The sequence below is a fragment of the Streptomyces sp. NPDC002057 genome (genome assembly GCF_040296665.1).
Taxonomy (GTDB): domain Bacteria; phylum Actinomycetota; class Actinomycetes; order Streptomycetales; family Streptomycetaceae; genus Streptomyces.
On record NZ_JBEOXR010000041.1, the window covers coordinates 12023 to 32426 of the forward strand.

The 20404-nt window shown below is 72.0% G+C and carries 21 protein-coding genes; 18 read left to right on the forward strand and 3 right to left on the reverse strand.

The features are described 5' to 3' along the window. The first annotated feature begins 90 nt into the window (after window positions 1-90). The 8 genes from ABT129_RS26815 (at window position 91) to ABT129_RS26850 (ending at window position 7590) form a co-directional block, all read left to right on the forward strand. The gene (locus ABT129_RS26815; RefSeq protein ID WP_351906672.1) at window positions 91-1512 is read left to right on the forward strand and encodes a mycothione reductase; all 1422 of its coding nucleotides are present in this window, start codon (window positions 91-93) and stop codon (window positions 1510-1512) included. Then, window positions 1509-1934, forward strand: a complete 426-nt coding sequence (locus tag ABT129_RS26820; protein ID WP_351906675.1) for a hypothetical protein — start codon at window positions 1509-1511, stop codon at window positions 1932-1934. The genes ABT129_RS26815 and ABT129_RS26820 overlap by 4 nt, the downstream gene beginning before the upstream one ends. 343 nt (window positions 1935-2277) lie before the next feature. After that, window positions 2278-2682 (forward strand): GntR family transcriptional regulator, encoded by a 405-nt coding sequence (locus ABT129_RS26825; protein WP_351906678.1) that lies wholly within the window; start codon window positions 2278-2280, stop codon window positions 2680-2682. Next, a complete protein-coding gene (locus ABT129_RS26830; protein ID WP_351906681.1) occupies window positions 2679-3575 on the forward strand; it encodes an ABC transporter ATP-binding protein in 897 nt (298 codons plus the stop codon). The genes ABT129_RS26825 and ABT129_RS26830 overlap by 4 nt, the downstream gene beginning before the upstream one ends. Next, the gene (locus ABT129_RS26835; RefSeq protein WP_351906684.1) at window positions 3572-4582 is read left to right on the forward strand and encodes an ABC-2 membrane transporter-related protein; all 1011 of its coding nucleotides are present in this window, start codon (window positions 3572-3574) and stop codon (window positions 4580-4582) included. The genes ABT129_RS26830 and ABT129_RS26835 overlap by 4 nt, the downstream gene beginning before the upstream one ends. Window positions 4583-4674: 92 nt before the next feature. Next, entirely contained in the window at window positions 4675-5214 is a 540-nt protein-coding gene (locus ABT129_RS26840) for an ArsR/SmtB family transcription factor (protein WP_351906687.1), read from the forward strand. Then, complete coding sequence (locus ABT129_RS26845) at window positions 5211-6506, forward strand: MFS transporter (protein WP_351906690.1); 1296 nt, start codon at window positions 5211-5213, stop codon at window positions 6504-6506. Before ABT129_RS26840 ends, ABT129_RS26845 begins: the two co-directional genes overlap by 4 nt. A 100-nt stretch (window positions 6507-6606) precedes the next feature. Then, window positions 6607-7590: a phosphotransferase family protein gene (locus ABT129_RS26850; RefSeq protein ID WP_351906693.1), complete on the forward strand. Its 984-nt coding sequence runs from the start codon at window positions 6607-6609 to the stop codon at window positions 7588-7590. Window positions 7591-7644: 54 nt separating this feature from the next. Here the strand turns inward: ABT129_RS26850 and ABT129_RS26855 are convergent, their stop codons facing one another. Continuing rightward, window positions 7645-8172 (reverse strand): hypothetical protein, encoded by a 528-nt coding sequence (locus ABT129_RS26855; RefSeq protein WP_351906696.1) that lies wholly within the window; start codon window positions 8170-8172, stop codon window positions 7645-7647. A gap of 383 nt (window positions 8173-8555) precedes the next feature. Then, on the reverse strand, window positions 8556-9218 hold the full coding sequence (locus tag ABT129_RS26860; protein WP_351906699.1) for a TetR/AcrR family transcriptional regulator: 663 nt from the start codon (window positions 9216-9218) through the stop codon (window positions 8556-8558). 78 nt (window positions 9219-9296) lie between these two features. Between ABT129_RS26860 and ABT129_RS26865 the strand changes: the two genes are divergently transcribed. From ABT129_RS26865 to ABT129_RS26910, 10 genes are all read left to right on the forward strand, one after another. Then, window positions 9297-10262 (forward strand): sterol desaturase family protein, encoded by a 966-nt coding sequence (locus tag ABT129_RS26865; RefSeq protein WP_351906702.1) that lies wholly within the window; start codon window positions 9297-9299, stop codon window positions 10260-10262. Between the two features lie 37 nt (window positions 10263-10299). After that, window positions 10300-10881, forward strand: a complete 582-nt coding sequence (locus ABT129_RS26870) for an SRPBCC family protein (protein ID WP_351906707.1) — start codon at window positions 10300-10302, stop codon at window positions 10879-10881. A gap of 627 nt (window positions 10882-11508) precedes the next feature. Continuing rightward, the gene (locus tag ABT129_RS26875) at window positions 11509-11700 is read left to right on the forward strand and encodes a hypothetical protein (protein WP_351906710.1); all 192 of its coding nucleotides are present in this window, start codon (window positions 11509-11511) and stop codon (window positions 11698-11700) included. 44 nt (window positions 11701-11744) lie between these two features. Continuing rightward, window positions 11745-11936 (forward strand): hypothetical protein, encoded by a 192-nt coding sequence (locus tag ABT129_RS26880; protein ID WP_351906713.1) that lies wholly within the window; start codon window positions 11745-11747, stop codon window positions 11934-11936. Window positions 11937-12291: 355 nt separating this feature from the next. Further along, the gene (locus ABT129_RS26885; protein WP_351906716.1) at window positions 12292-14025 is read left to right on the forward strand and encodes an alpha/beta fold hydrolase; all 1734 of its coding nucleotides are present in this window, start codon (window positions 12292-12294) and stop codon (window positions 14023-14025) included. Further along, the gene (locus ABT129_RS26890; RefSeq protein ID WP_351906719.1) at window positions 14022-14600 is read left to right on the forward strand and encodes a hypothetical protein; all 579 of its coding nucleotides are present in this window, start codon (window positions 14022-14024) and stop codon (window positions 14598-14600) included. The genes ABT129_RS26885 and ABT129_RS26890 overlap by 4 nt, the downstream gene beginning before the upstream one ends. A 50-nt stretch (window positions 14601-14650) precedes the next feature. Further along, window positions 14651-15406 (forward strand): class I SAM-dependent methyltransferase, encoded by a 756-nt coding sequence (locus ABT129_RS26895; protein ID WP_351906722.1) that lies wholly within the window; start codon window positions 14651-14653, stop codon window positions 15404-15406. Further along, window positions 15403-17139: an ABC transporter ATP-binding protein gene (locus ABT129_RS26900; RefSeq protein ID WP_351906725.1), complete on the forward strand. Its 1737-nt coding sequence runs from the start codon at window positions 15403-15405 to the stop codon at window positions 17137-17139. Before ABT129_RS26895 ends, ABT129_RS26900 begins: the two co-directional genes overlap by 4 nt. Beyond that, window positions 17136-18620, forward strand: a complete 1485-nt coding sequence (locus ABT129_RS26905) for a phytoene desaturase family protein (RefSeq protein ID WP_351906728.1) — start codon at window positions 17136-17138, stop codon at window positions 18618-18620. The genes ABT129_RS26900 and ABT129_RS26905 overlap by 4 nt, the downstream gene beginning before the upstream one ends. Then, window positions 18617-19465, forward strand: a complete 849-nt coding sequence (locus tag ABT129_RS26910; protein ID WP_351906731.1) for a nuclear transport factor 2 family protein — start codon at window positions 18617-18619, stop codon at window positions 19463-19465. Before ABT129_RS26905 ends, ABT129_RS26910 begins: the two co-directional genes overlap by 4 nt. On the opposite strand, the gene ABT129_RS26915 is transcribed toward ABT129_RS26910, so the two are convergent. Continuing rightward, a complete protein-coding gene (locus tag ABT129_RS26915; protein WP_351906734.1) occupies window positions 19450-20280 on the reverse strand; it encodes a M23 family metallopeptidase in 831 nt (276 codons plus the stop codon). The genes ABT129_RS26910 and ABT129_RS26915 overlap by 16 nt on opposite strands. Window positions 20281-20404: the final 124 nt, after the last annotated feature.

The following is a 20404-nucleotide window of genomic DNA, read 5'->3' on the forward strand; positions in this document are numbered from 1 at the left end:
GCTGGCCACTGATGGCCCAGCACGTTGTCTGACCTACTGCGGTGGGTGTGGGATTTGAAACCACGGTGACATCGCTGCCACGATGGTTCCATGGACCGTCACTTCGATCTCGTCGTCATCGGATCCGGTTCCGGAAACTCGATCGTCGACGAGCGGTTCGCCGACCGGAGCGTCGCCATCGTCGAGAAGGGCGTCAGCCCGCTCGACAGCTTCGGCGGCACCTGCCTCAACGTCGGCTGCATTCCGACCAAGATGTTCGTGCACACCGCCGACACCGCCCGCGCGCCGGAACACGGCGCGGAGCTGGGCGTCGACCTGGCGCTGCGCGGCGTCGACTGGCCCGCCGTGCGCGACCGGGTCTTCGGGCGCATCGACCCCATCGCGGCCGACGGCGAGCGCTACCGCGCGAGCGGACGGGACAACGTCACCCTCTACCGCGGCACGGCCCGCTTCACCGGCGAGCGCCGGCTGACCGTGGAGACCGCGGACGGGCCCGTCACGATCACCGCCGACCAGGTCGTCGTGGCCGTCGGCAGCCGCCCGGTCGTCCCCGACGTCCCCGGCCTGGACGAGGAGCTCGGTCACCACACGAGCGACACCGTCATGCGCATGGAACGGCTTCCCCGCCGCATGGCCGTCCTGGGCTCGGGCTTCGTCGCCGCCGAGCTGGCCCACGTCTTCTCCTCCCTGGGCGTCGAGACCACCGTCGTCGCACGCGGCGGAGTCCTCCTGCGGCACGAGGACGCGGATGTCGCGGACCGCTTCACCGAGCTCGCGCGGCGGCAGTGGGACGTCCGGCTGAACCGCAAACTGGCGCGCGCCCGCAGGGAGGGGGACACTCTGGTCCTCGATCTCGAGGGCCCGGACGGCGCGGAGACGCTGGAGGTCGACGAGCTGCTGGTGGCCACCGGTCGCCGCCCCAACTCCGATCTCGTGGACGCGGCCGCGGGAGGGCTCGCGCTGCACCCGGACGGCCGGATCGTCGTGGACGCCCGGCAGGCGACCTCGGTGCCCGGCGTGTGGGCGCTCGGAGACGTCTCCTCGCCGTGGCAGCTCAAGCACGTCGCCAACCACGAGGCCCGCACCGTCCGGCACAACCTGCTGCACCCGGACGCTCCCCGCGCCTCGGACCACCGTTACGTCCCGCACGCGGTGTTCTCCTCTCCCAAGATCGCCTCGGTGGGCCTGACGGAGCGGGAGGCGCGGGCCGCCGGCCGTCCCTACGTGACCTCGACGCGGGAGTACAGCGGCATGGCGTACGGCTGGGCCATGGAGGACACCACCAGCTTCGCGAAGCTCCTGGCGGACCCCGCCACCGGCGAACTGATCGGCGCGCACATCATCGGGCCGGAGGCGCCGACGCTGATCCAGCCCCTGGTGCAGGCCATGTCCTTCGGCCTGCCCGCGCGCGCGATGGCGACGGGCCAGTACTGGATCCACCCGGCGATGCCCGAGGTGATCGAGAACGCCCTGCTCGACCTCGCCCTCGACGACCAGGAGATCCCCGGATGACGGCCGGGCCCGAGGGGGCGCGCCACGCCGCCGTCGAGCTCCCGGACGGCTCGTGGTGGGACTGGGACGTCGTCTCCTGGAACGGCGGCGAACTCCGTCTCGGGGCCGGGCCCGACATCACCTACCACCACGGCCTCGAACTGGTCTTCAGCGACCCTCTCTTCGTCGTCTGCCCGACGGCGTTCATGGACCCCGTCTTCCGTGCGCCGACACCCGACGAAACGCTGATGATCACCCGTCAGATTGGTGGTACGCCACCGGTGCTGGTCGCGTTCGAGGCCGATGCCCACGGTCCTGAGCCGGCCTCCTGCCTGATCGCCGCGGAGGGCCTGGACATCGCCGAGGGCGTCGTCGGACGGCACTGGCGCGCGGATCTGGAACCCGGCGCGCGCCTCGCGCCGTGGGTGCGGCCGCCCGGGTAGCCGGTCCGGTTCCGGCGGTCGTGCGTACGCGGTGGGGGTGGCCCCGCCGGATGGCATCGGACGTCGACCGGCCGGACGGGCCCTGGCCACGGCCTCGCAGGACGTAGCGGTTCTCCTCGGCCCCGGAGTGCGGGCCGGGACTCCGGGGCCGAGGAGAACCGCCGGCGGCCGTCTCGGCTTCGTGACCCCGCTCCCGGGCATCACTCCCTCCTCCATTGTCGACTTATCGACACCTTCCTCGATGGCGTGCGTGCGGCCGGGTCGGGCTGCGGGCGGGAGGACTTCGCGCCGCGCCCTGCCACACAGTCGACGTAGAGAGCTATAGTGCTAGGCAACTAGATAAATGGAGGAACCGGTGATTGAGTTCCACCTGGACAGCCGGTCCGGCCTGTCCCCGTACCAGCAGCTGGTCCAACAGGTGAAGCACGCACTGCGCCTGGGCCTGCTGAACGAGGGGGACCGGCTGCCGACGGTCAAGGACGTGGCCAGGCAGATGGCGGTCAACCCGAACACGGTGCTCAAGGCGTACCGGGAGCTGGAGCACGAAGGCCTGGTGGCGGCCCGCCCCGGCGTCGGGACGTTCGTGACCCGGACGCTGGCCGGCGGCACGCTCGCCGCGCACGGCCCGCTGCGCAAGGACCTGCAGCGCTGGCTGACCAAGGCCCGCCTGGCCGGGCTCGACGACGAGAGCATCGAGGCGCTGTTCCTGAACACGTTCCGCAACGCCGCCGGGGAGGACGTGGCGTGAGCGCCGTCCTGCGAGCCCAGGGTCTGGGCAAGAGGTACAGGAAGCGCTGGGCGCTGCAGAACTGCGACCTGGACATCCCCGCCGGCCGGGTGGTCGGACTGGTCGGCCCCAACGGCGCCGGCAAGTCGACCCTGCTGAAACTGGCCTCCGGCATGCTGACCCCGACGGCCGGCACCATCGAGGTGTGCGGCGGACGTCCCGCCGCGGACGTGAACCGGCTGGCCAAGGTCGGCTTCGTCGCCCAGGACACCCCGACCTACTCCGCGCTGAGCATCGCCGACCACCTCGAACTCGGCCGACGCCTCAACCCGGACTGGGACGACGCCCTGGCGCGCGACCGGATCCGTCGCCTCGGTCTGGACCCCAAGCAGCGGGCCGGCAAGCTGTCCGGCGGCCAGCGCGCGCAGCTCGCCCTCACCCTGGGCATCGCCAAGCGCCCGGAACTGCTCATCCTGGACGAGCCGGTCGCGGCCCTGGACCCGCTCGCCCGGAGGGAGTTCATGCAGGACCTGATGGAGGCCGTCGCCGAGCACGAGCTGAGCGTGGTGCTCTCCTCCCACCTGGTCTCCGACGTGGAGCGGACCTGCGACTACGTCGTCGTCCTCGTCGACTCCCGGGTGCGGGTGGCCGGTGACATCGACGACCTGGTCGCCCGTCACCACCGGCTCACCGGACCGCGCCGGGACCCGGACACGCTCCCGGCCGGTCAGCGCGTCATCACCGCCAGCCACACCGACCGGCAGACCACCCTCCTGGTGCGCACCGACACGGCGGTCCACGACCCCTCCTGGACCGTCGGCCCCCTCGGTCTGGAAGACATCGTCCTCGCCTACATGACCAGCCCCGCCGATGCGGTACGCGACACCCGACCCGCACTGGAGGTACTCCGATGATCTGGCTGACCTGGCGCCAGTTCCGCACCCAGGCGGCCGTGGTGTTCGCCGCGGTCGCCGCCCTCGCCGCCGTCCTCGCGGTCACCGGCCCGCGGCTGGCCGACCTCTACCGGACGGCCGGCAGCAGCCTGGTGGACCAGGTCTCCAGCGCGGACCAGACCCTCTACTACACCGGGCTGCTGGTCGTGCTCGCCGTGCCGGCGGTCATCGGGATGTTCTGGGGCGCGCCGCTGATCTCCCGCGAACTGGAGACCGGCACCCACTACCTCGCGTGGAACCAGGGCGTCACCCGCACCCGCTGGCTGGCGACCAAGCTGGGCATCGGCGCGGCGGCCTCCATGGCCGCCGCCGGACTGGCCGTACTCGCGGTGAGCTGGTGGAGCGGCCCCATCGACCGGGCCGTCAACGCCGGCGGCGCGACGGACACGTACTTCCCGCGGCTCGACCCCGTGGCCTTCGCCGCACGGGGTGTCGTCCCCATGGCCCACGCCGCCTTCGCCTTCGTCCTGGGTGTCGCCCTCGGCCTCGTCATCCGCCGCACCCTGCCCGCGATGGCCACCACGTTCGCCCTCTACGCCGCCGTCCAGATCGTCGTACCGATGTGGATCCGGCCCCACCTGGCCACCGCGGACCGGACCACCGTGGCGATCGAGCCCGGCGGCGCCCCCATCAGCATCCAGGACGGTGCCCGGCAGATCATCGCGCATCCGGAGGAGGCGCCCGGGGCCTGGATCACCTCCCAGCAGACGCTGGACGCCGCCGGTCAGCCCGCCCCCGTGCCGTCCTCCTTCGCCGACTGCCTGCGCACCGAGTCGGGCCCGCCCGCCCTGGAGCAGGTCGAGCGCTGCGTCGCCGACCTCGGCGCCCTGGGCTACGAGCAGCAGGTGACCTACCAGCCCGCCGGCAACTTCTGGGCCCTTCAATGGGCCGAGACGGGGCTCCATCTCGGCCTCGCCCTGGCCCTGACCGGGTTCTGCGCCTGGTGGATCCGCCGTCGGGTGACCTGAGGACGCGGCTACCGCCCCCGCCGTCGGACCAGTTCCGGCGGCTTTCACGTATCCCCTTGCGCAATGGTCAAGAAACGTTGACCATTGCTCGCATGCCCACCGACGATCTTCCCGAGACGTTTCACGTCACCACCGACGAGCAGCTGCGCGCCGTCTCCAACCTCACCCGCCACCGGATCATGGCCGTGCTCCGCTTCGAGCCGGCGACGATCACGCAGATCGCCGAGCGGGTGGGCCTCGCGAAGGGGAGTTCCAGCTATCACGTGCGGCTGCTGGAGCGGGCCGGCCTGGTGAAGGTGGTGCGGACGCGGAAGGTCCGGGGCGTCACCGAGCGGTACTACGCCATGGCCGCCCGGGCCATCGCGCTGCCGGACCCGGGCGAGGGAGGGCCGGATGTGCTGATGCGGCATGCGGTGGCGGACCTGGAGGCGGCGCCGGCGGACGCCGAGCGGCACGTGCGGATGGCGCACCTGCGGCTCACCGAGGAGCAGTTCGCGGAGCTGGGGGCGCGGCTGGAGGCACTGGCGGACGAGTACCGCGAGCTGTCCGATCCTTCGCTGCCGGACGCGTCGCTCGTCTTCGCGCTGTTCCACCCGGCACCGCGCGGGAAGGTCGAGGGGGAGGCCAAGTGACCTCGGAGACAAGGAAGTTGCCGACCGGGTTCGGACGGCTGTGGACCGCGCAGACGGTGTCCTCGTTCGGTGACGGGGTGTCCCACGCCGCGCTGCCGCTGATCGCGCTGACGCTGACGCGCGATCCGATGGCACTCGCCGTCGTCGCGGCCGCCGGGACGCTGCCGTGGCTGCTCTTCGGGGTCCTCGGCGGTGCGCTGGTGGACCGCTGGGACCGTCGGCGCACGATGTGGGTCACGGACGTGGCGCGTGCGGCGCTGCTCGCGATCCCGGTGGCGGCGGCCGCGCTCGACGTCCTGAGCATTCCGCTGCTCGCGGCCGTCGCCTTCCTGCTCGGCCTCGGCGGGCTCTTCTTCGACACGGCCGCCACGGCCTATCTGCCGGATCTGCTCGGCCGCGACCCCGCCCTCCTGGAGCGAGCCAACTCGCGCCTGCGCGGTGCCCAGACCGCCATGTCCGGCTTCGCCGGGCCGCCTGCGGGCAGTGCGCTGCTCGCGCTCGGGCGGGCGGTTCCGCTGCTCGCCGACGCGGTGTCGTTCCTGCTCTCCGCACTGCTCGTACGGTCGCTCCCGGCCCTGCCCCGGCCCGTGCCGGAGGCCCGCGAGTCGCTGCTGCGGCAGGCGCGGGCCGGGGCCTCCTACGTCTTCAGGGACCGGCTGCTGCTCGGGCTCGCGCTCCGCCCGGCGGTCGGGAACGTCGCCTTCCTCGCGGTGGAGACCGTGCTGGCCCTCTTCGCGCACGACCGTCTCGGCATCGACACCTTCGGCTTCGGCCTGCTCCTCACGGCGGAGGCCACCGGCGGTCTGCTCGGTGCGGGCATCGCCTCGTACCTCGGCCGCAAGCTCGGCACCGGCACCGCGCTGACCTGCACGGCCGCCGTCGAAGGGCTCGCCATCCTGGGCCTGGCCGCCGCCCCGAACCCGTACGTGGCCGGGCTGGCGCTCGCCGTCTGCGGGGCCGGCATGGGCGCCACGATGGTGCTCGCGCCCTCCCTCCGGCAGGCGATCGTCCCCGCCCACCTGATGGGCCGGGTCGCCTCCACCTCCCGCATGCTGGCCATGTGCGCCGCCCCCTTCGGGGCCTTCCTCGGCGGCTGGCTGGCCACCGCCTACGACATCCGCACCCCGCTCTACGCCGCCGCCGGCCTCCTCCTGGCGATGACGGCCGTCACGGCGTCCATGACCGGCAACCGCCGGGTCGAAGCGGCGCTGCGGGCCGCCGCCGCGGCCGGCGGTCCGGATCGCCCGGCATCCGAGGACCCCGTCCGGGAGCGTGCGCCCGAGCTGTCCTGACGTCTGCCGCGCGACGGCGTCGCCGCATCCGGAACCGCGTCAGAACCTGTTCCCGAAGGTTCGCCCCGGGACGCTCCCGCGCGATCACTAGGCTGTCGTCATGGTCGAGGGGGAGAGCGCGGCGGTTGTCGAGACCGATGTCGAGGACCCGGGCTGGTCCCACACTCGTGCGTGGGTGGAGCGGAGCCTCCCTCCCGGGGCCCGGATTCGCGCGGTGGAGGCGCTGCGTGGGGGATGGACGTCGCGGATGCGCCGCCTCGACGTCGAGGGGGAGGGCGAGCCGTACTCCCTCGTGCTCCGTTCGTTCGTCAAACCGTTCTACGTGAAGCACTCGCCGGGGTTGCTCACGCGGGAGGCGGACGTCCTCCGGCTGCTCGCGGACACGGCCGTCCCGGCCGCGCGTCTCCATCGTGTCGACGCGGCGGCCGAGCACTGCGACCATCCGTCTCTGCTGATGTCGTTGCTGCCGGGGAGCCTCAGGCTCGACGGCGAGGACATCGAGCGGAAGACCGAGCTCCTTGCCCGGCAGCTCGTGACGATCCACGGGTTGCCCGTTCCGGAAGGGTCCCGGCCGCGCGCCTATCAGGCCTGGACCAGTCCGGAGCGGGTGCGGATTCCCGGGGCCCCGGAACGACCGGAGGTGTGGCGGCGCGCCGTGGACGTGATCCGCAGTCGGCCGCCGGCCCACCGGCCGTGCTTCCTCCACCGTGACTTCCACCCGGGGAACGTGCTCTTCACCGGAGCGGGAGCCGGCCTGGCGATCACCGGTGTCGTGGACTGGGTGGAGACGTCCTGGGGGCCCGCCGACCTGGACGTGGCCCACTGCTCCACCGCACTCGCTCTGCTGCACGGAGTGCCCGTCGGCATGCGGTTGGCGGATCACTACGTCGCAGCCGGTGGAACGCTCGACGACGACCCGGCTCACCACCTGTACTGGCGCGTTCTGGACGCGCTGGCCTTCGCCCCGGACGCGGAGAAGCTCGCCGAGCCCTGGTGCGAACTCGGGAGGGACGACCTGACGTCGTCCGTGCTGGCCCAGCGGCTGGAGGACTACCTCCGGGCACTCTTCGGCCGGTACGGCTGAGGACTCGCGTTCCGTGCCATCGGAGGCCTGCGGACGAGCCGTGCCGCGGCTGGATCAGTACGCCCCGATCGACCAGAAGACGCCCACCTCGTCGTCGTTGACCGCGATCAGGCCCAGGTCGTCGAAGAGGTCCAGGCCCCCGAGGTAGGCGGGGGTGAGGAAGCTGTGGGAGGCGGTGCCCTGGAGGCCCGCCGTGACGAAGTCCGGCGCCGGGTCGTGGGCGGCGGCGGTCGCGTTGGTCCAGTGGCGCGCCGTCGGTCCGTACCGGTCGAGCAGGGTCCGGGCGTCCGCCAGGACGGCGGCCCGGTCCGGGCGGGAGCGGACGGGGGCGGGTTCCGCCTGCCACTCCTCGGCCATGACGGCGAGCGCGGCGACCGCCGCCTCCGGCTCAAGGGGGTACAGGCGGTCGGTGAGTTCCGACGGGTCCGGGGGGTCGAAGGGGTACGCGGGCACCGTGTGGCGGTCGGTGCGGGTGCGGTCCCCGTCCAGCCGGAGCCAGCCCCGAGGGTCGGGGACCGACCGGTGCAGCACGGCGTGGACGTCGTACGCCCAGTCCTCGTGCCGCCTGGGGCCGGTGGCCACGAAGGTGTAGGGATCGTCGAGCAGCCTCAGCGCCGCCGCGTTCCAGGGACAGCGACGGCTGCGGAACTCCGCCAGGAGTCCGCCGACCTGGAGGGCGAAGGCGTTTCCCGGCTCGCGGGGGATGTGCCGGAGCCGGTCGAGGGTCCAGTGGACGAGCGTGTCCCCGTCCTGGCCCGCCGGGCGGGGCGGCGCCTGGGGGAGCGGGAGGTCAGCTCCGTCCCCCAGCGCCTCCAGCCGCGCGTCGAGCAGGTCGAGAGCGGTCCGGTCGTCGAGCAGGCCGAGGGCGGTCGGGTTGTCGAGCAGGTCGGGGGTGGTCGGGTTGTCAAGCAGATCGGGGGTGGTCCGGTCGTCGGCCGGGCGGGCCGGTTCCCGTCGGCGGCCGGTCAGGATCGTGCCTCCGGCTCGTCCCAGGTCCGGTGGTAGTCGGCCCAGTCGGGGCGTGGTCCCGGCAGGCCGGTGTGGGGGGCGCGCAGGCCGTCGAGGGTCAGGGCCAGCATCCTGCGGCGCGCGTGGTCGTCCTCCTCGGTGCGACGGGGGTACCGGCTGAACATCTCGATCACGTGGGTGACGTCGAGCGTCGTGACGTCCTCGCGTACGGTTCCGTCCTCGTGGCCCCGGCGCAGCACCCGCTCCGCCAGCTCCTTCGCCTGTTCGTTGGCGGCGGTGACCTCCTCCGGCAGGGTGAACGTCCCCGCGAGGGCGGCGAACGCGCCCGCCCGGGCGTCGACCGCCGCGGCCATGTAGTGCGCGAGCGTCTCCCAGCCGGTGCCCTCCGCGTCGAGGGCGGCGCGGAGCTCGGCGATCGTCCGGGCGATGCCGATGGCGCAGAGCCGCTGGAGGAGCTGTTCCTTGCTGCCGTACCGGCGGTAGAGGCTGCCGATGCCGACGCCCGCCCGGGCGGCGATCGCTGACACGGGGGCGTCGGCGCCCTGTTCCGCGAAGACGGCGCGGGCCGCGTACAGCACGCGGACGTCGTTGCGTTCGGCCTCGGCCTGGCGGCCGAAGCGGCTGCCCGCCCGTATCCCTCCCACATCGTGGTTCTTCATGCCGTCCAACCTATTGCCTATCGGAGCCAAGCACTCCGATACTCCTGTCGGAGCGAATCGCTCCGATAGGAGGCTCCGATGGAGAACACGTCCCTGCTGGCCCTGTCCGCACCCCTCTTCGTACTCCTCGTCGTCATCGAGATGGTCTACTACCGGCTCCACCCCGACGAGAACGCCAGTGGCTACGGGCTCCGCGACACCGCCGCCAGCTTCGCCGTGGGCGCGGGCGCCGCCGTCGTGGACGTCCTCTACAAGACGATCGCCGTCGCCGTCTTCGCCGTCCTGTACGAACTCACCCCGCTGCGGGTCGAGGTCACCTGGGTGACGTTCCCGCTGATCCTGCTGGCCCAGGACTTCTGTTACTACTGGATGCACCGCGAACACCATCTGGTGCGGGTGCTGTGGGCCAGCCACGTGGTGCACCACTCCAGCCGCAGATACAACTTCTCCACCTCGGTCCGCCAGCCGTGGACCGGCCTCACCTCGCAGCTCTTCTACCTGCCGCTGGCCCTCGCCGGTGTGCCTCCGTGGGCGATCCTCCTGTGCGGCGCGATCAACATGCTCACGCAGTTCTGGCTGCACACCGACCGCATCGGCCGACTGCCGCGCGTCATCGAGCGGGTCATCAACACGCCCTCCAGCCACCGGGTGCACCACGCCTCGCAAGGCGGCTACCTGGACCGGAACTTCGGCGGCATCCTGATGATCTGGGACCAGCTGTTCGGCACCTGGGCCGAGGAGACGGAGCGCCCCCGGTACGGACTCACCAAGAACATCGACACCCACAACCCGCTGCGCATCGTCTCGCACGAGTACGTCGCCATCGGCCGCGACCTGGCGCGCGCCACGCGCTGGCGGGACCGGGCGCGCCTCCTGCTGGGCCGTCCCGGGTGGCAGCCCGTACCCGGGGCGGAGGCCCTGGGGCCCCTGCCGTCCGAGGGGCCCGGGGCGCGGCGGGCGACGGCCCCCGGCGGCTGCCGCACCTGCGCCGCCGCCGGGGGGCCGTGCGCCTGTGCGCCCGCCGGCGTGGACAGCGGCCGCTGAGCGGGCGGGACGGAGGAGCATCGTGGGAGGCGACCCCTTGGACAGCCGGCACAGCACGCCCGCGCGGACCCGCGAACTTCGGGAATCCGTAGTCATCGCGGCTCCGCCCGAGGAGGTGTTCGCGGCGATCAGCGACGTACGCCTCATGCCCCGGTGGAGTCCGGAGTGCGTCGGCGTCCGCGTCCTCGCGGGGCGCGGCGGACCCCGTCCCGTCTTCGTCGGGTTCAACCGCAACGGGTTCCGCCGCTGGTTCACCCTCTGCCGGGTGACCAGGTCGGACGCGCCGAGGGAGTTCGCCTTCCGTGTCTCGATCGCCGGGCTTCCCCTCGCCGCCTGGGGCTTCCTGCTCCGCCCGGCCGACGGGGAGGGACCCGCCGGGGCCGCCGGCTCCACCGAGCTCGTCCAGTACTGGCACGACCTGCGCCGGGGCGGCCGGGGCAGGATCGCCGATCTCCTCGGCCGGGTGGCCGCCGGTACGTCGCCAGAGGCACGGGTGCGGACGAACCGCTCGGGCATGGCCACGACGCTGCGTCGCGTGAAGGAGGCCGTGGAGGGCGCCCCGGGGGAGAAGTTCATCCCTTCGCAAGCTCCTTCACCGCCCCCTCACACCATCCGGTAGGGGCCGGAGGGCCTCGGCGGCCCGGCGACCCGGCCGGCATGCGGCGACCCGGCCCGCGCGAGGGCGAACGGTCCCGCCCCGCACCCCCTCGAAGGGCCCCGTCCGACGGCGCAGTTCCGGCCGGGACGGGGCCCTTCGGAGTGTTCGGCTAGGCAGAATAAAGCCTTCCTTTACTGATGCTTTAACTCAGGCATATCTGAGAAAGGGCCACTTCGGGCCGCCTTCGCAGCTCGAAGATCTTTAGCGCGACTGTGTCAGATCAAGTCAGAAGGTTCAGGTGGCCTGTTGCGGGCGATCGATGGTCGGCTAGCGTGATCCGCGCACCATGAGAACAGACACTCGAAGAACAGGCATCGGCGTCTTGACAAGCCGTCGGCTGTTTGTTCCGGGTGGCACGGATGTGGAACCAGACTCGGAATCTTCACGTTTTCACAGCACTCGGAATCAGTTGGTCCGCTTTGTTTGTGACGCGCGTAGGTCGAGAGCCGGGCACCTCCGCCTACGGGGTTCTTCGGCTTTTCCGGCACAGTTCGGCGAAGGGTCTTTTTTCATGTCCGGCGACCCAGGAGAGTTCTCGGTCTCGGCTCGGAAGTCTTAATCGCCATAAACAGACGGGAGATACCGGTAATGGAGCACAAGATCGCCGGGTTCATGAACGCGCAGGACCTCGGCTCGCTGGAGCAGGGCTACCAGGACGACGCCGCCGGCCCGGTCCTGGCCACCCCGGCCGCCGTGGCCACCTGCTGGTACGTGGGCGGTGCCGTCGTCGGCGCCGGCGCCGTGGTCGGCGCTTACGTCACCGGCCGCGTCAACGGCTGACCCAGCCAACCCCCCGCACGACCAACTCTCAGGAGGAAACCGGAATGAGCAGGATCGTGGACAGCGTCGTCGCCGTCACCCCGCAGAAGCTGTCGGACGAGGCGCACGGCGAGTTCGGCGCGATGATGCCCGTGCAGGCCACGCCGGCGCTGATCGCTTTCGGTGTGGGATTCGCCGGCGGCGCGGGTGCGGCGTGGGTCACCGTCCAGGCGTACGAGGCCGGGGCGAACGACTGAGTGCTCGCGTCTGACTGAGCACGGCACAGGAAGCCTGGTCGGCTTCCAGGGAACATCTTCCGGGAGCTGAGTCCGGAGGCGGAGAGACCTGCCGGGCCACGCTGGAATCGTGGCCCGGCAGGCACCCGATCCTACCGTTCGGTAGCCCCGCAGCCGATTCGACGCGGAGTAAAACTTCGGTATGAATGTGATAAAGCGGCTTTCCCGTTCGATTTTTTCCCCGGTTCCGATTTCAAGAACTCGCGCGATCGGCATATCGGAACGCCTCGCGGCTCTCTCCAGCCTTTCCTCGTCCCTTGAATACCTGCACCAACACCGGAACTTGAGGCCCGGCGGCCTCAACGACTGGGACATCATGAGGCAGACGCCGGAGAGCAAGAACCCGGCCATCCAGAAGATCACCGACGTGGTGAGCGGACGGCGCACCACGATGGCCCTCCACGCCTCGCGCGTCGCGTGCAGCCTGGCGATGCTCGCCCCGGGCAACAGCAAGTGGCGCGCCGCGGGCGACCTCTACCTCGGCCTCACCACCACCGTCCTCCAGGCCCGCCACCGTTACGGCACCGACGGCTCGGACCAGGTGGCCACCCAGGTGCAGGCGGTCACCGGCCTCGCGCGGCTGGCCGGCAGCACGGAGGTCAAGGACGCCCTCATGTGGTACCTGGCGATCCAGGCCAACATGTCGTACGCGCTCTCCGGTGTGGCGAAGCTGGCCGGGACGAAGTGGCGTGACGGCTCCGCCCTGCCCGGCGTCCTGCGGACCCGCACGTACGGCTTCGAGCGCGCCTACCGCCTGACGCAGCGCTACCCCCGCGCGGCCAAGGTCACGCAGCACTCGGTCCTCGCGATGGAATGCCTCTTCCCCGTCGTCTACCTCGCCGGGGGCCGGATGACCCGGCCGATGATCGGCGCGGTCGGCAGCTTCCACGTGGCCAACGCCTTCGTGATGGGACTGGGCCGGTTCATGACGGCGTTCCCGGCGATGCACCCCATGGTCGCCTACACGTCCGCCCCCAAGACGTTCCCGGTGGTCGCCGACCGCGACGACCGGATGGTCAAGACCGCGCTCGCCCTGCTGGCGGCGGGAGTCACCGTCGCGGGCGTCGTGGCGACGCAGCGCCGCGCCCACGCGGTGGCCGGATGGCCGAACTCCCGGACCGTCACCACCCGGTACGGCAACGAGCTGTCGTACGACGTCGGCGGCCAGGACATCACCGACCGTCCCGTCCTCGTCTTCAACCACGGGCTCGCCTCCACCACCGAGCACTTCTCGTGGATCATCGAGCGGCTGGCCTTCGACATCGGCCAGCCCGTGCTCAGCTTCGCGCGCGCGGGCTACGGGCCCAGCCGGCGGCTGAGGGACGCCCCCTACTCCGTACAGGAGTCCGTGGACGACCTGGAGGACCTGATCCGCAAGGCCCTGCCGGACGACCGCAAGGTGGTGCTCGTCGGGCACTCCCTCGGCGCCGAGCTCAACCGCAGGGTGGCCCAGCAGCTCGGTGACCGGGTGGCCGGTGTCGTCTACCTGGACCCGACGCACCCGGCGCAGCTGGTGCGCTCGGAGCGCCAGCAGCGGGGCAGCGAGCTGTTCACCAAGTCGCTCGCCGAGCTGGCGCGCTGGACGAAGCTGGGCACCGGGGCCCTGATGTCCCGTCCCCGCTGGGTGGACCACCTGCCGTACGCCTACCGGGACAAGGCCTTCGCACTGTACGCCGACTCCCGGCTCTGGACGGCGGCCGCCCGCGAATGGGAGTCGGTCCGCGCCGAGCTGGAGGGCTTCGAGGGCGAGCTGGCCCCCGTGCCGGCCCCGGGCCTCGTCGTCGCCGCGCAGGTCACGGTCGACATGGACCCCGACCAGCTGCTGATGTACCACGACATCGTCCGCTCCCACCAGGAGACCGGCAGCCACGGCGACGTCACGGTCGTCGAGCGGGGCGGGCACGACACGATCCTGACCGACGCGCGGCACGCGCGGACGGTGGCCGACCTGATCGTGGGCTTCGTGGAGGAGCACTGCTCGACGCCGGCCGCCCCCGCCGCCGGCGAGCCCGCCGGGAGCCTCCCGGAGAAGGTGGAGGAGTCGAAGTGAAGCCCGCCGCATTCCTCAAGGACGCCTTCACGGGACCGGGCGCCGTCACCCGCCTGATCGGAGCCGGGGTGCTCCTGACGACGATGGCGGCGCAGCACCCCCATCCGGCGTTCGAGCGCGCGCGGGAGAAGGACCTGTTCTCCCTCGTGCCGAACTGGAAGTTCTTCGCGCCGAATCCCGCGACGCACGACTACCACTACCTGTACCGCACCCTCGACGAGAATCGTGAGACCTCGCCCTGGGTGGAGCTGGACCTGATCGAGAACCGCCGGATGATCCAGGCGTTCTGGTTCTCGTCCCGGCGGACGGAAAAAGCGGTCTTCGACGTCTGCAGCGCGATCATCAAGAACATCGCGAAGGGTGAGGACCCGACGGGTTCCCCGTCGTTCCGGGTCCTGGCGGAATTCATCAGGAAGCAGATCAGGGACGCCCAGGACGTTTCCGTCGCACGCGGGTTCCAGTTCTCCGTGGTGCGCGCCAGCGGTCACGACGACAGCGAGGATCCCGAGGTTCTCTACGTCTCCACCTACCAGCCGATGGTGGCCGCCCCGCCCGGATTCCTGAAGGCCGCCTGAGGGCTCGGCTTTCCGCGCGGCGGTATCACTCACACAGGAACGGAGAATCCATGACCATCGCGGACATCGGGTACGGCAAGCAGTTCGACGGCTGGTACGACCGCATCTTCCAGGACGACGCCTCCACCGGGGCCACCGTCGACGGACTCGTCGCCCTCCACCCGGACCCCGCCACGGGGACGCTGGAGCTCGGCGTCGGCACCGGCCGGATCGCCCTGCCCCTGTCGCGCCGCGTCGGTCCGGTCCTCGGCGTCGACTCCTCGCCGGAGATGCTGACGGCTCTGGAGAAGAAGGCCGACCGGGGCGAGGTGACCGGCGAGCTCGCGGACATCCGGACCTTCCGCGCCGACCGCGAGTTCGGCCTGGTCTACTGCGTCTGCTCGACGCTCTCGCTCGTCCTCGACCCCGAGGGACAGCGGGAGGCCATCGCCCGCGCCGCCGAGCAGCTGCGGCCGGGCGGCCGTCTGGTGGTCGAGGCGCACAACCGGCCGGGCATCGTCGCCCAGCACGAGGGGCTGACCCGCGCGTCGATCTTCCTGCCCTATCCCGAGCCGAACACGGCCATCCATCTGCACGCCACGCTCGTGGCGGACCAGCGGATCTGGCAGGTGTCCACGGTCTGGTACGAGGCGGACGGCACCCACCGCATCGGCACCGAGACGGTACGGCTGCTCACGCCGGACGAGGTGGACGGGTACGCGCGCGACGCCGGTCTGGTGCCCGAGGGGCACTACAGCGACTGGGAGCGCCACCCGTACGTCCCCGCCGCCGGCCTGTTCATCGCCTCGTACACCAAGCCCGCATGAACCTCCGGGAGATAGTCCGCGGCCACCGGGTCCTGCTGATCGCCGGCATCGGCATGGGCCTGGTGGGCGCGGCCGCCACGCTCGCCCAGCCCTGGATGCTGGGCAGGCTGATCGAGGCCGTGGCGTCGGGCAGGCCGATCGCCGGGACCATCACGCTCATCGCGGTCTTCTTCGTCGCGGACGCGGCGCTCAGCGCCGGGCACGCGTACGCGATCGGCAGGGCCGGCGAGAACATCACGTTCGACGTGCGGCGCATCCTCGGCGGCCGGCTGCTGCGCAGCCAGTTCCCGCACTTCTCGCGCCTCGAACACGGCGACGTCTTCTCGCGGACCGTGTCCGACACCTCCATCGCCTGCCTGGTCATCACCCAGGCCCTGGCGCAGGTCGTCTCCTCCGTGTTCATGGTGGTCGGCGCCGTCGTCCTGATGGCCCGGCTCGACTGGAAGCTGCTGCTGGCGACGGTCGCCTGTCTGGGCCTCGCGAGCGGGATCGCGCTGCTCCTCGCCCGCCAGGTGCGGGTGTCCGCCCTCCAGGCACGGCAGAACGTGGGCGCGTTCGGTTCCGGTCTCCAGCGGGTGCTGGGCGCGATCACCACGGTCAAGGCCTCGCGCGCGGAGGAGCGGGAGACCGAGGAGCTCGGCCGGCTGGCCGGTCAGGTCCGGGTGAGCGGGATCAGGGTGAGCGGGTTCAGCGCCCTGCTCACCCCGATGATGAACGTGGGCACGCAGCTCTCCCTCGCCGTGGTCATCGCCTGGGGCATGGCGCGGGTCGCGACCGGGTCGCTGTCGCCCGCCGACCTCACCGCGTTCGTGATGTACCTCTTCTACGTGGTCGCCCCGCTGGTGATGCTCTTCATGTCGATCGGCCAGATCCAGCAGGGCCGCGCCGCGGTCCAGCGGGTCAAGGAGCTGGGCGGCATCCCGCAGGAGGAGGACGGCGGCCCCGGGGCCACCGGGGCGGAGCGGGAGCGCCGGCCCGTCGCGGACACGGCTCCGGCCGTCCAGTTCGAGGGCGTGGGCTTCTTCTACCGGGAGGACGCGCCGGTCCTGCGGGACGTCTCCTTCACCCTGCCGCGGCGTGGTCTGACCGCGATCGTCGGCCCCTCGGGTGCGGGGAAGACGACGATGTTCCAGCTCATCGAGCGCTTCTACCGGCCGGAGTCCGGCACGATCCGGGTCGGGGGCCACGACACGGCCGCCCTCGGGCTCGCCGAACTGCGGTCGATGGTCGGTTACGTGGAACAGGACGCGCCGCTGCTGCGCGGCACGATCCGCCAGAACCTCACGTACGCCAACCCCGGGGCGGACGACGAAGAGATCACCCGGGCGCTGCGGCTCGCCAGCCTGGAGGAGTTCGTGGCCGGGCTGCCCGACGGGCTCGACACGGAGCTCGGGGAGCGCGGTGCCGGGCTCTCCGGTGGCCAGCGGCAGCGGCTCGCCATCGCCCGCACGATGCTCCAGCGGCCCGCGGTGATCCTCCTCGACGAGGTCACGGCGCACCTGGACAGCGACACCGAGGCCGCGCTGCGGGACGCGATGACGGAGGCGGCCGGCGAGTGCGCGGTGCTCGCCATCGCGCACCGGTTGTCGACGGTGGTGCACGCGGACCGGATCCTCGTGATGGAGGAGGGACGGATCCGCACGATCGGCACGCACCACGAACTGATCGAGTCCGACGAGGTGTACCGGCGGCTGGCCGGCCAGCAGTTCGCCACCGAGGCGGCGCCCGCGTGACCCGTCCCGACGTCGCGGTGGTCGGCAGCGGCCCCAACGGTCTCGCCGCCGCCGTCACCATGGCCCGCGCCGGGCTGACGGTGCACGTCCACGAGCAGGCCGCCACCCCCGGTGGCGGCCTGCGCGGGGAGGCCCTGTTCGACTCCGGGGTGTGGCACGACGTGTGCGCCGCGGTCCACCCGATGGCGGCCGCGTCCGCCTTCTTCCGTGAGTTCGACCTGGCGGCCCGCGGGGTCGACCTGCTGCATCCGCCGGTCAGTTACGCGCATCCGCTGGAGGGCGGTGTCTCCGGGCTCGCCCACCGCGACCTCCGGGAGACCGCCGAAGGGCTGGGCCCGGACGGGCCACGATGGCAGCGGTTGATGGCCCCGCTGGTGAGGCACAGTAGGGGAGTGACCGACTTCGTGCTGTCCGGCCAGCGGTCCCTGCCGGGGGACCCCGCCGCACCCGCACTGCTCGGGCCACGCGTCCTCGACCACCTCCTGCGGGGCAGCGGACTGCGCACCGAGCCCGCCCGTGCCCTGCTCACCGGTGTGGCCGCGCACGCGGTGGGGCGGCTGCCGAGCTTCCCGGGCGCCGCGATCGCCCTGCTGCTCGGACACCTCGCCCACGCGACCGGCTGGCCCCTGCCCCGGGGCGGCAGCGTCCGGATCGCCGAGGCGCTCGTGGCGGACCTGAGGGCGCACGGCGGTGTGGTGCACACCGGTCACCGGGTCACGGACCTGGCCGAGCTGGACGCCCCCGTGGTCATGCTGGACACGACGCCGAAGGGGCTGCTCGCCCTGGCCGGTGACCGGCTTCCGCCGTCCTACCGGCGGGCGTTGGGCCGGTTCCGGTACGGCCCCGGCGCGGCCAAGGCGGACTTCCTCGTCAGCGGGCCCGTCCCCTGGACGGATCCCGCGGTGGGTCGGGCCGGCACCGTGCACCTGGGCGGCACCCGCGCGGAGACGCTCGCCGCGGAGAGCGCCGCCGCCCGGGGCGAGCCGACCGACGAGCCGTTCGTCCTCCTCGTCGACCCGGCGGTGGCCGATCCCGGCCGGGCCGTGGGCGGCCGGCGCCCCCTGTGGGCGTACGCGCACGTGCCGAACGGCGACGACCGGGACCCGGTGCCGCTGATCACCCGCCGCATCGAGAGGTACGCCCCGGGGTTCGCCGACACGGTCGTCGCGGCCCGGGGGATCTCGGCGGCCGCCTACGAGACGTACAACCCGAACTATCCCGGGGGCGACATCGGCGCGGGGGCCATCACGCTCACGCAGTCCGTGCTCCGGCCGACGCCCGCCTGGAATCCGTACCGGACGCCCTTGCCCGGCGTCTATCTCTGTTCCGCGTCCACCCCGCCCGGGCCCAGCGTGCACGGCATGTGCGGCTACCTCGCCGCCCGGACGGCCCTGCGGCGCGAGTTCCACCTGTCCACCCCGCCGCCCTTGGGGCCGGGGGGTGGTGCCACGTCCCGCCCGACAGCCAGGAGAACAGCATGAGTACCGCCCACCACACCCTTGCCGCCGAGGACTTCGCGGGATACCTGCGCACCTACCACGCCGACGCGCTCGACGGATCGGACCCGGTCGAGGAGGTCTGGGACCGCTACCACCTGCCCGAGGGCACCCACGAGGTCAACGGGAAGGTGTGGGACCGGAAGAAGCTCCTGCGGGACATCGAGTCCCGGCGCTCCCTGGGCGCTCCGTTCGAGCTGCACATCCACGAGGTGAACGTGGAGGGCCGTCTCGCCGCCGCGCGGTACACGGTCAGCACGCCCGTCCTCTGGAAGGTGCAGAGCGCCACGGAGACGGCCGTCTTCGCCGAGATCGCCGAGGACGGCCGGGTGGCCCGCACCACGACGTTCGCCACCACGGGAGCCGGCTGGTCCGGTGCCGGAGAGGCGTCCTTCGACAGCGCGTCCCGGCCCGCCCCGGGCACGGTCCCCGCGCCGCCGCCGGCGCCGGGTGTCGAGCCGACGCCGGCCCAGGACCCCGCGCACTTCCTCCACACCTACTACACGGCCGGATACGACAGCGCGGTCCCGGCCGCCGAGGTGCACGACCGGCTCTTCACCCCCGACGCGGTGCATCAGATCGGGGGGAAGACGATGCAGCGGTCAGGCGTGGTGAGGGCCCTGGAGGAGGGGCGTGCGCGGGGGCACAAGTACCCGGTGGAGGTGCACGAGGCGCTGCGTGACGGGAACCGTTTCGCGGCCCGGTACACCACCAGTCAGGGCGGCAAGCCGTCGCGTACCCAGGAGGTCTTCGTCTTCGGCGAGTTCGCCGAGGACGGCCGCGTCAGGCTGGCCCGCTTCCTGCTCGAGCCGAGTCACGGAGCGGTGTAGGGGTCCGGCGGCGGGGACTCGACCGGGACGAAGCAGGTGTTGTCGGCCGGGGCGCCCTCGTGCTCCACGCCCTCGTCGTCCCGGAACCGCCAGGTGAAGCGCAGGCCGCGGGCCGAGGTGATGTCGGGGCTGTCCATGAGCTGGAAGTGCAGGTGGGGTTCGGAGGAGTTCCCCGAGTTGCCGCACTCGGCCAGCTTCTGGCCCCGTGTCACCAGGTCGCCCGCGGCCACCGCGGCCGAGCGTCGCCTCAGGTGCGCGAAGACCGCGTACACACCGTCGCCGAGGTCGAGGACGACGTGGTTGCCCAGGAGGTGCCGGGGGCTGCCGAGGGAGCGTACGAAGGCCTCGACGAGGACGTAGAAGAGTCCGCCCAGCGAGGACCGCGTGAGGTGGTCCCGCTGGGTGTCCGAGACGGACACGACGCGGGCGTCCGAGGGGGCGAACAGCGGCTCGCCGAAGGACGGGTAGGACTCGGGGCGGCGGGCCACCGGCCACAGCCACACGGGGTCCGGCGCCGGGCGCCGGGCGAGGTCGATGGCGTAGGTCTGCGCCAGGTTGTGGGTGTGGCTGGGGACCTTGGTCGCGGGGCCGTTACGGGCCATCCAGCGGCCGGACACCGGGATCGCGAGCGCCAGGGGCGGGGCCTCGTCGCTCGGAGGCCGCTGACCGAGGGTCATGGCCCGGCGCATCAGCAGGCCGCCGACCAGCAGGGCGATCCCGGTGAACCATAACGGGCCCATGCCCTGGCGGTTGACGAGGATGCACACGGCACCCGCGGCGACCACGAGGCCGTGGCGTTTCCAAAGGGTCTGCACGAAGGGGCCTTTCACGGAAGGGACGTCGGGGAGGACCCCAGCATTCCAGATGCGGGTGACAGCTGGTTGAGTTATTACGTACTTGCGCAATTCCGTAGAACGACCTTAGTGTTCCGATGACGAA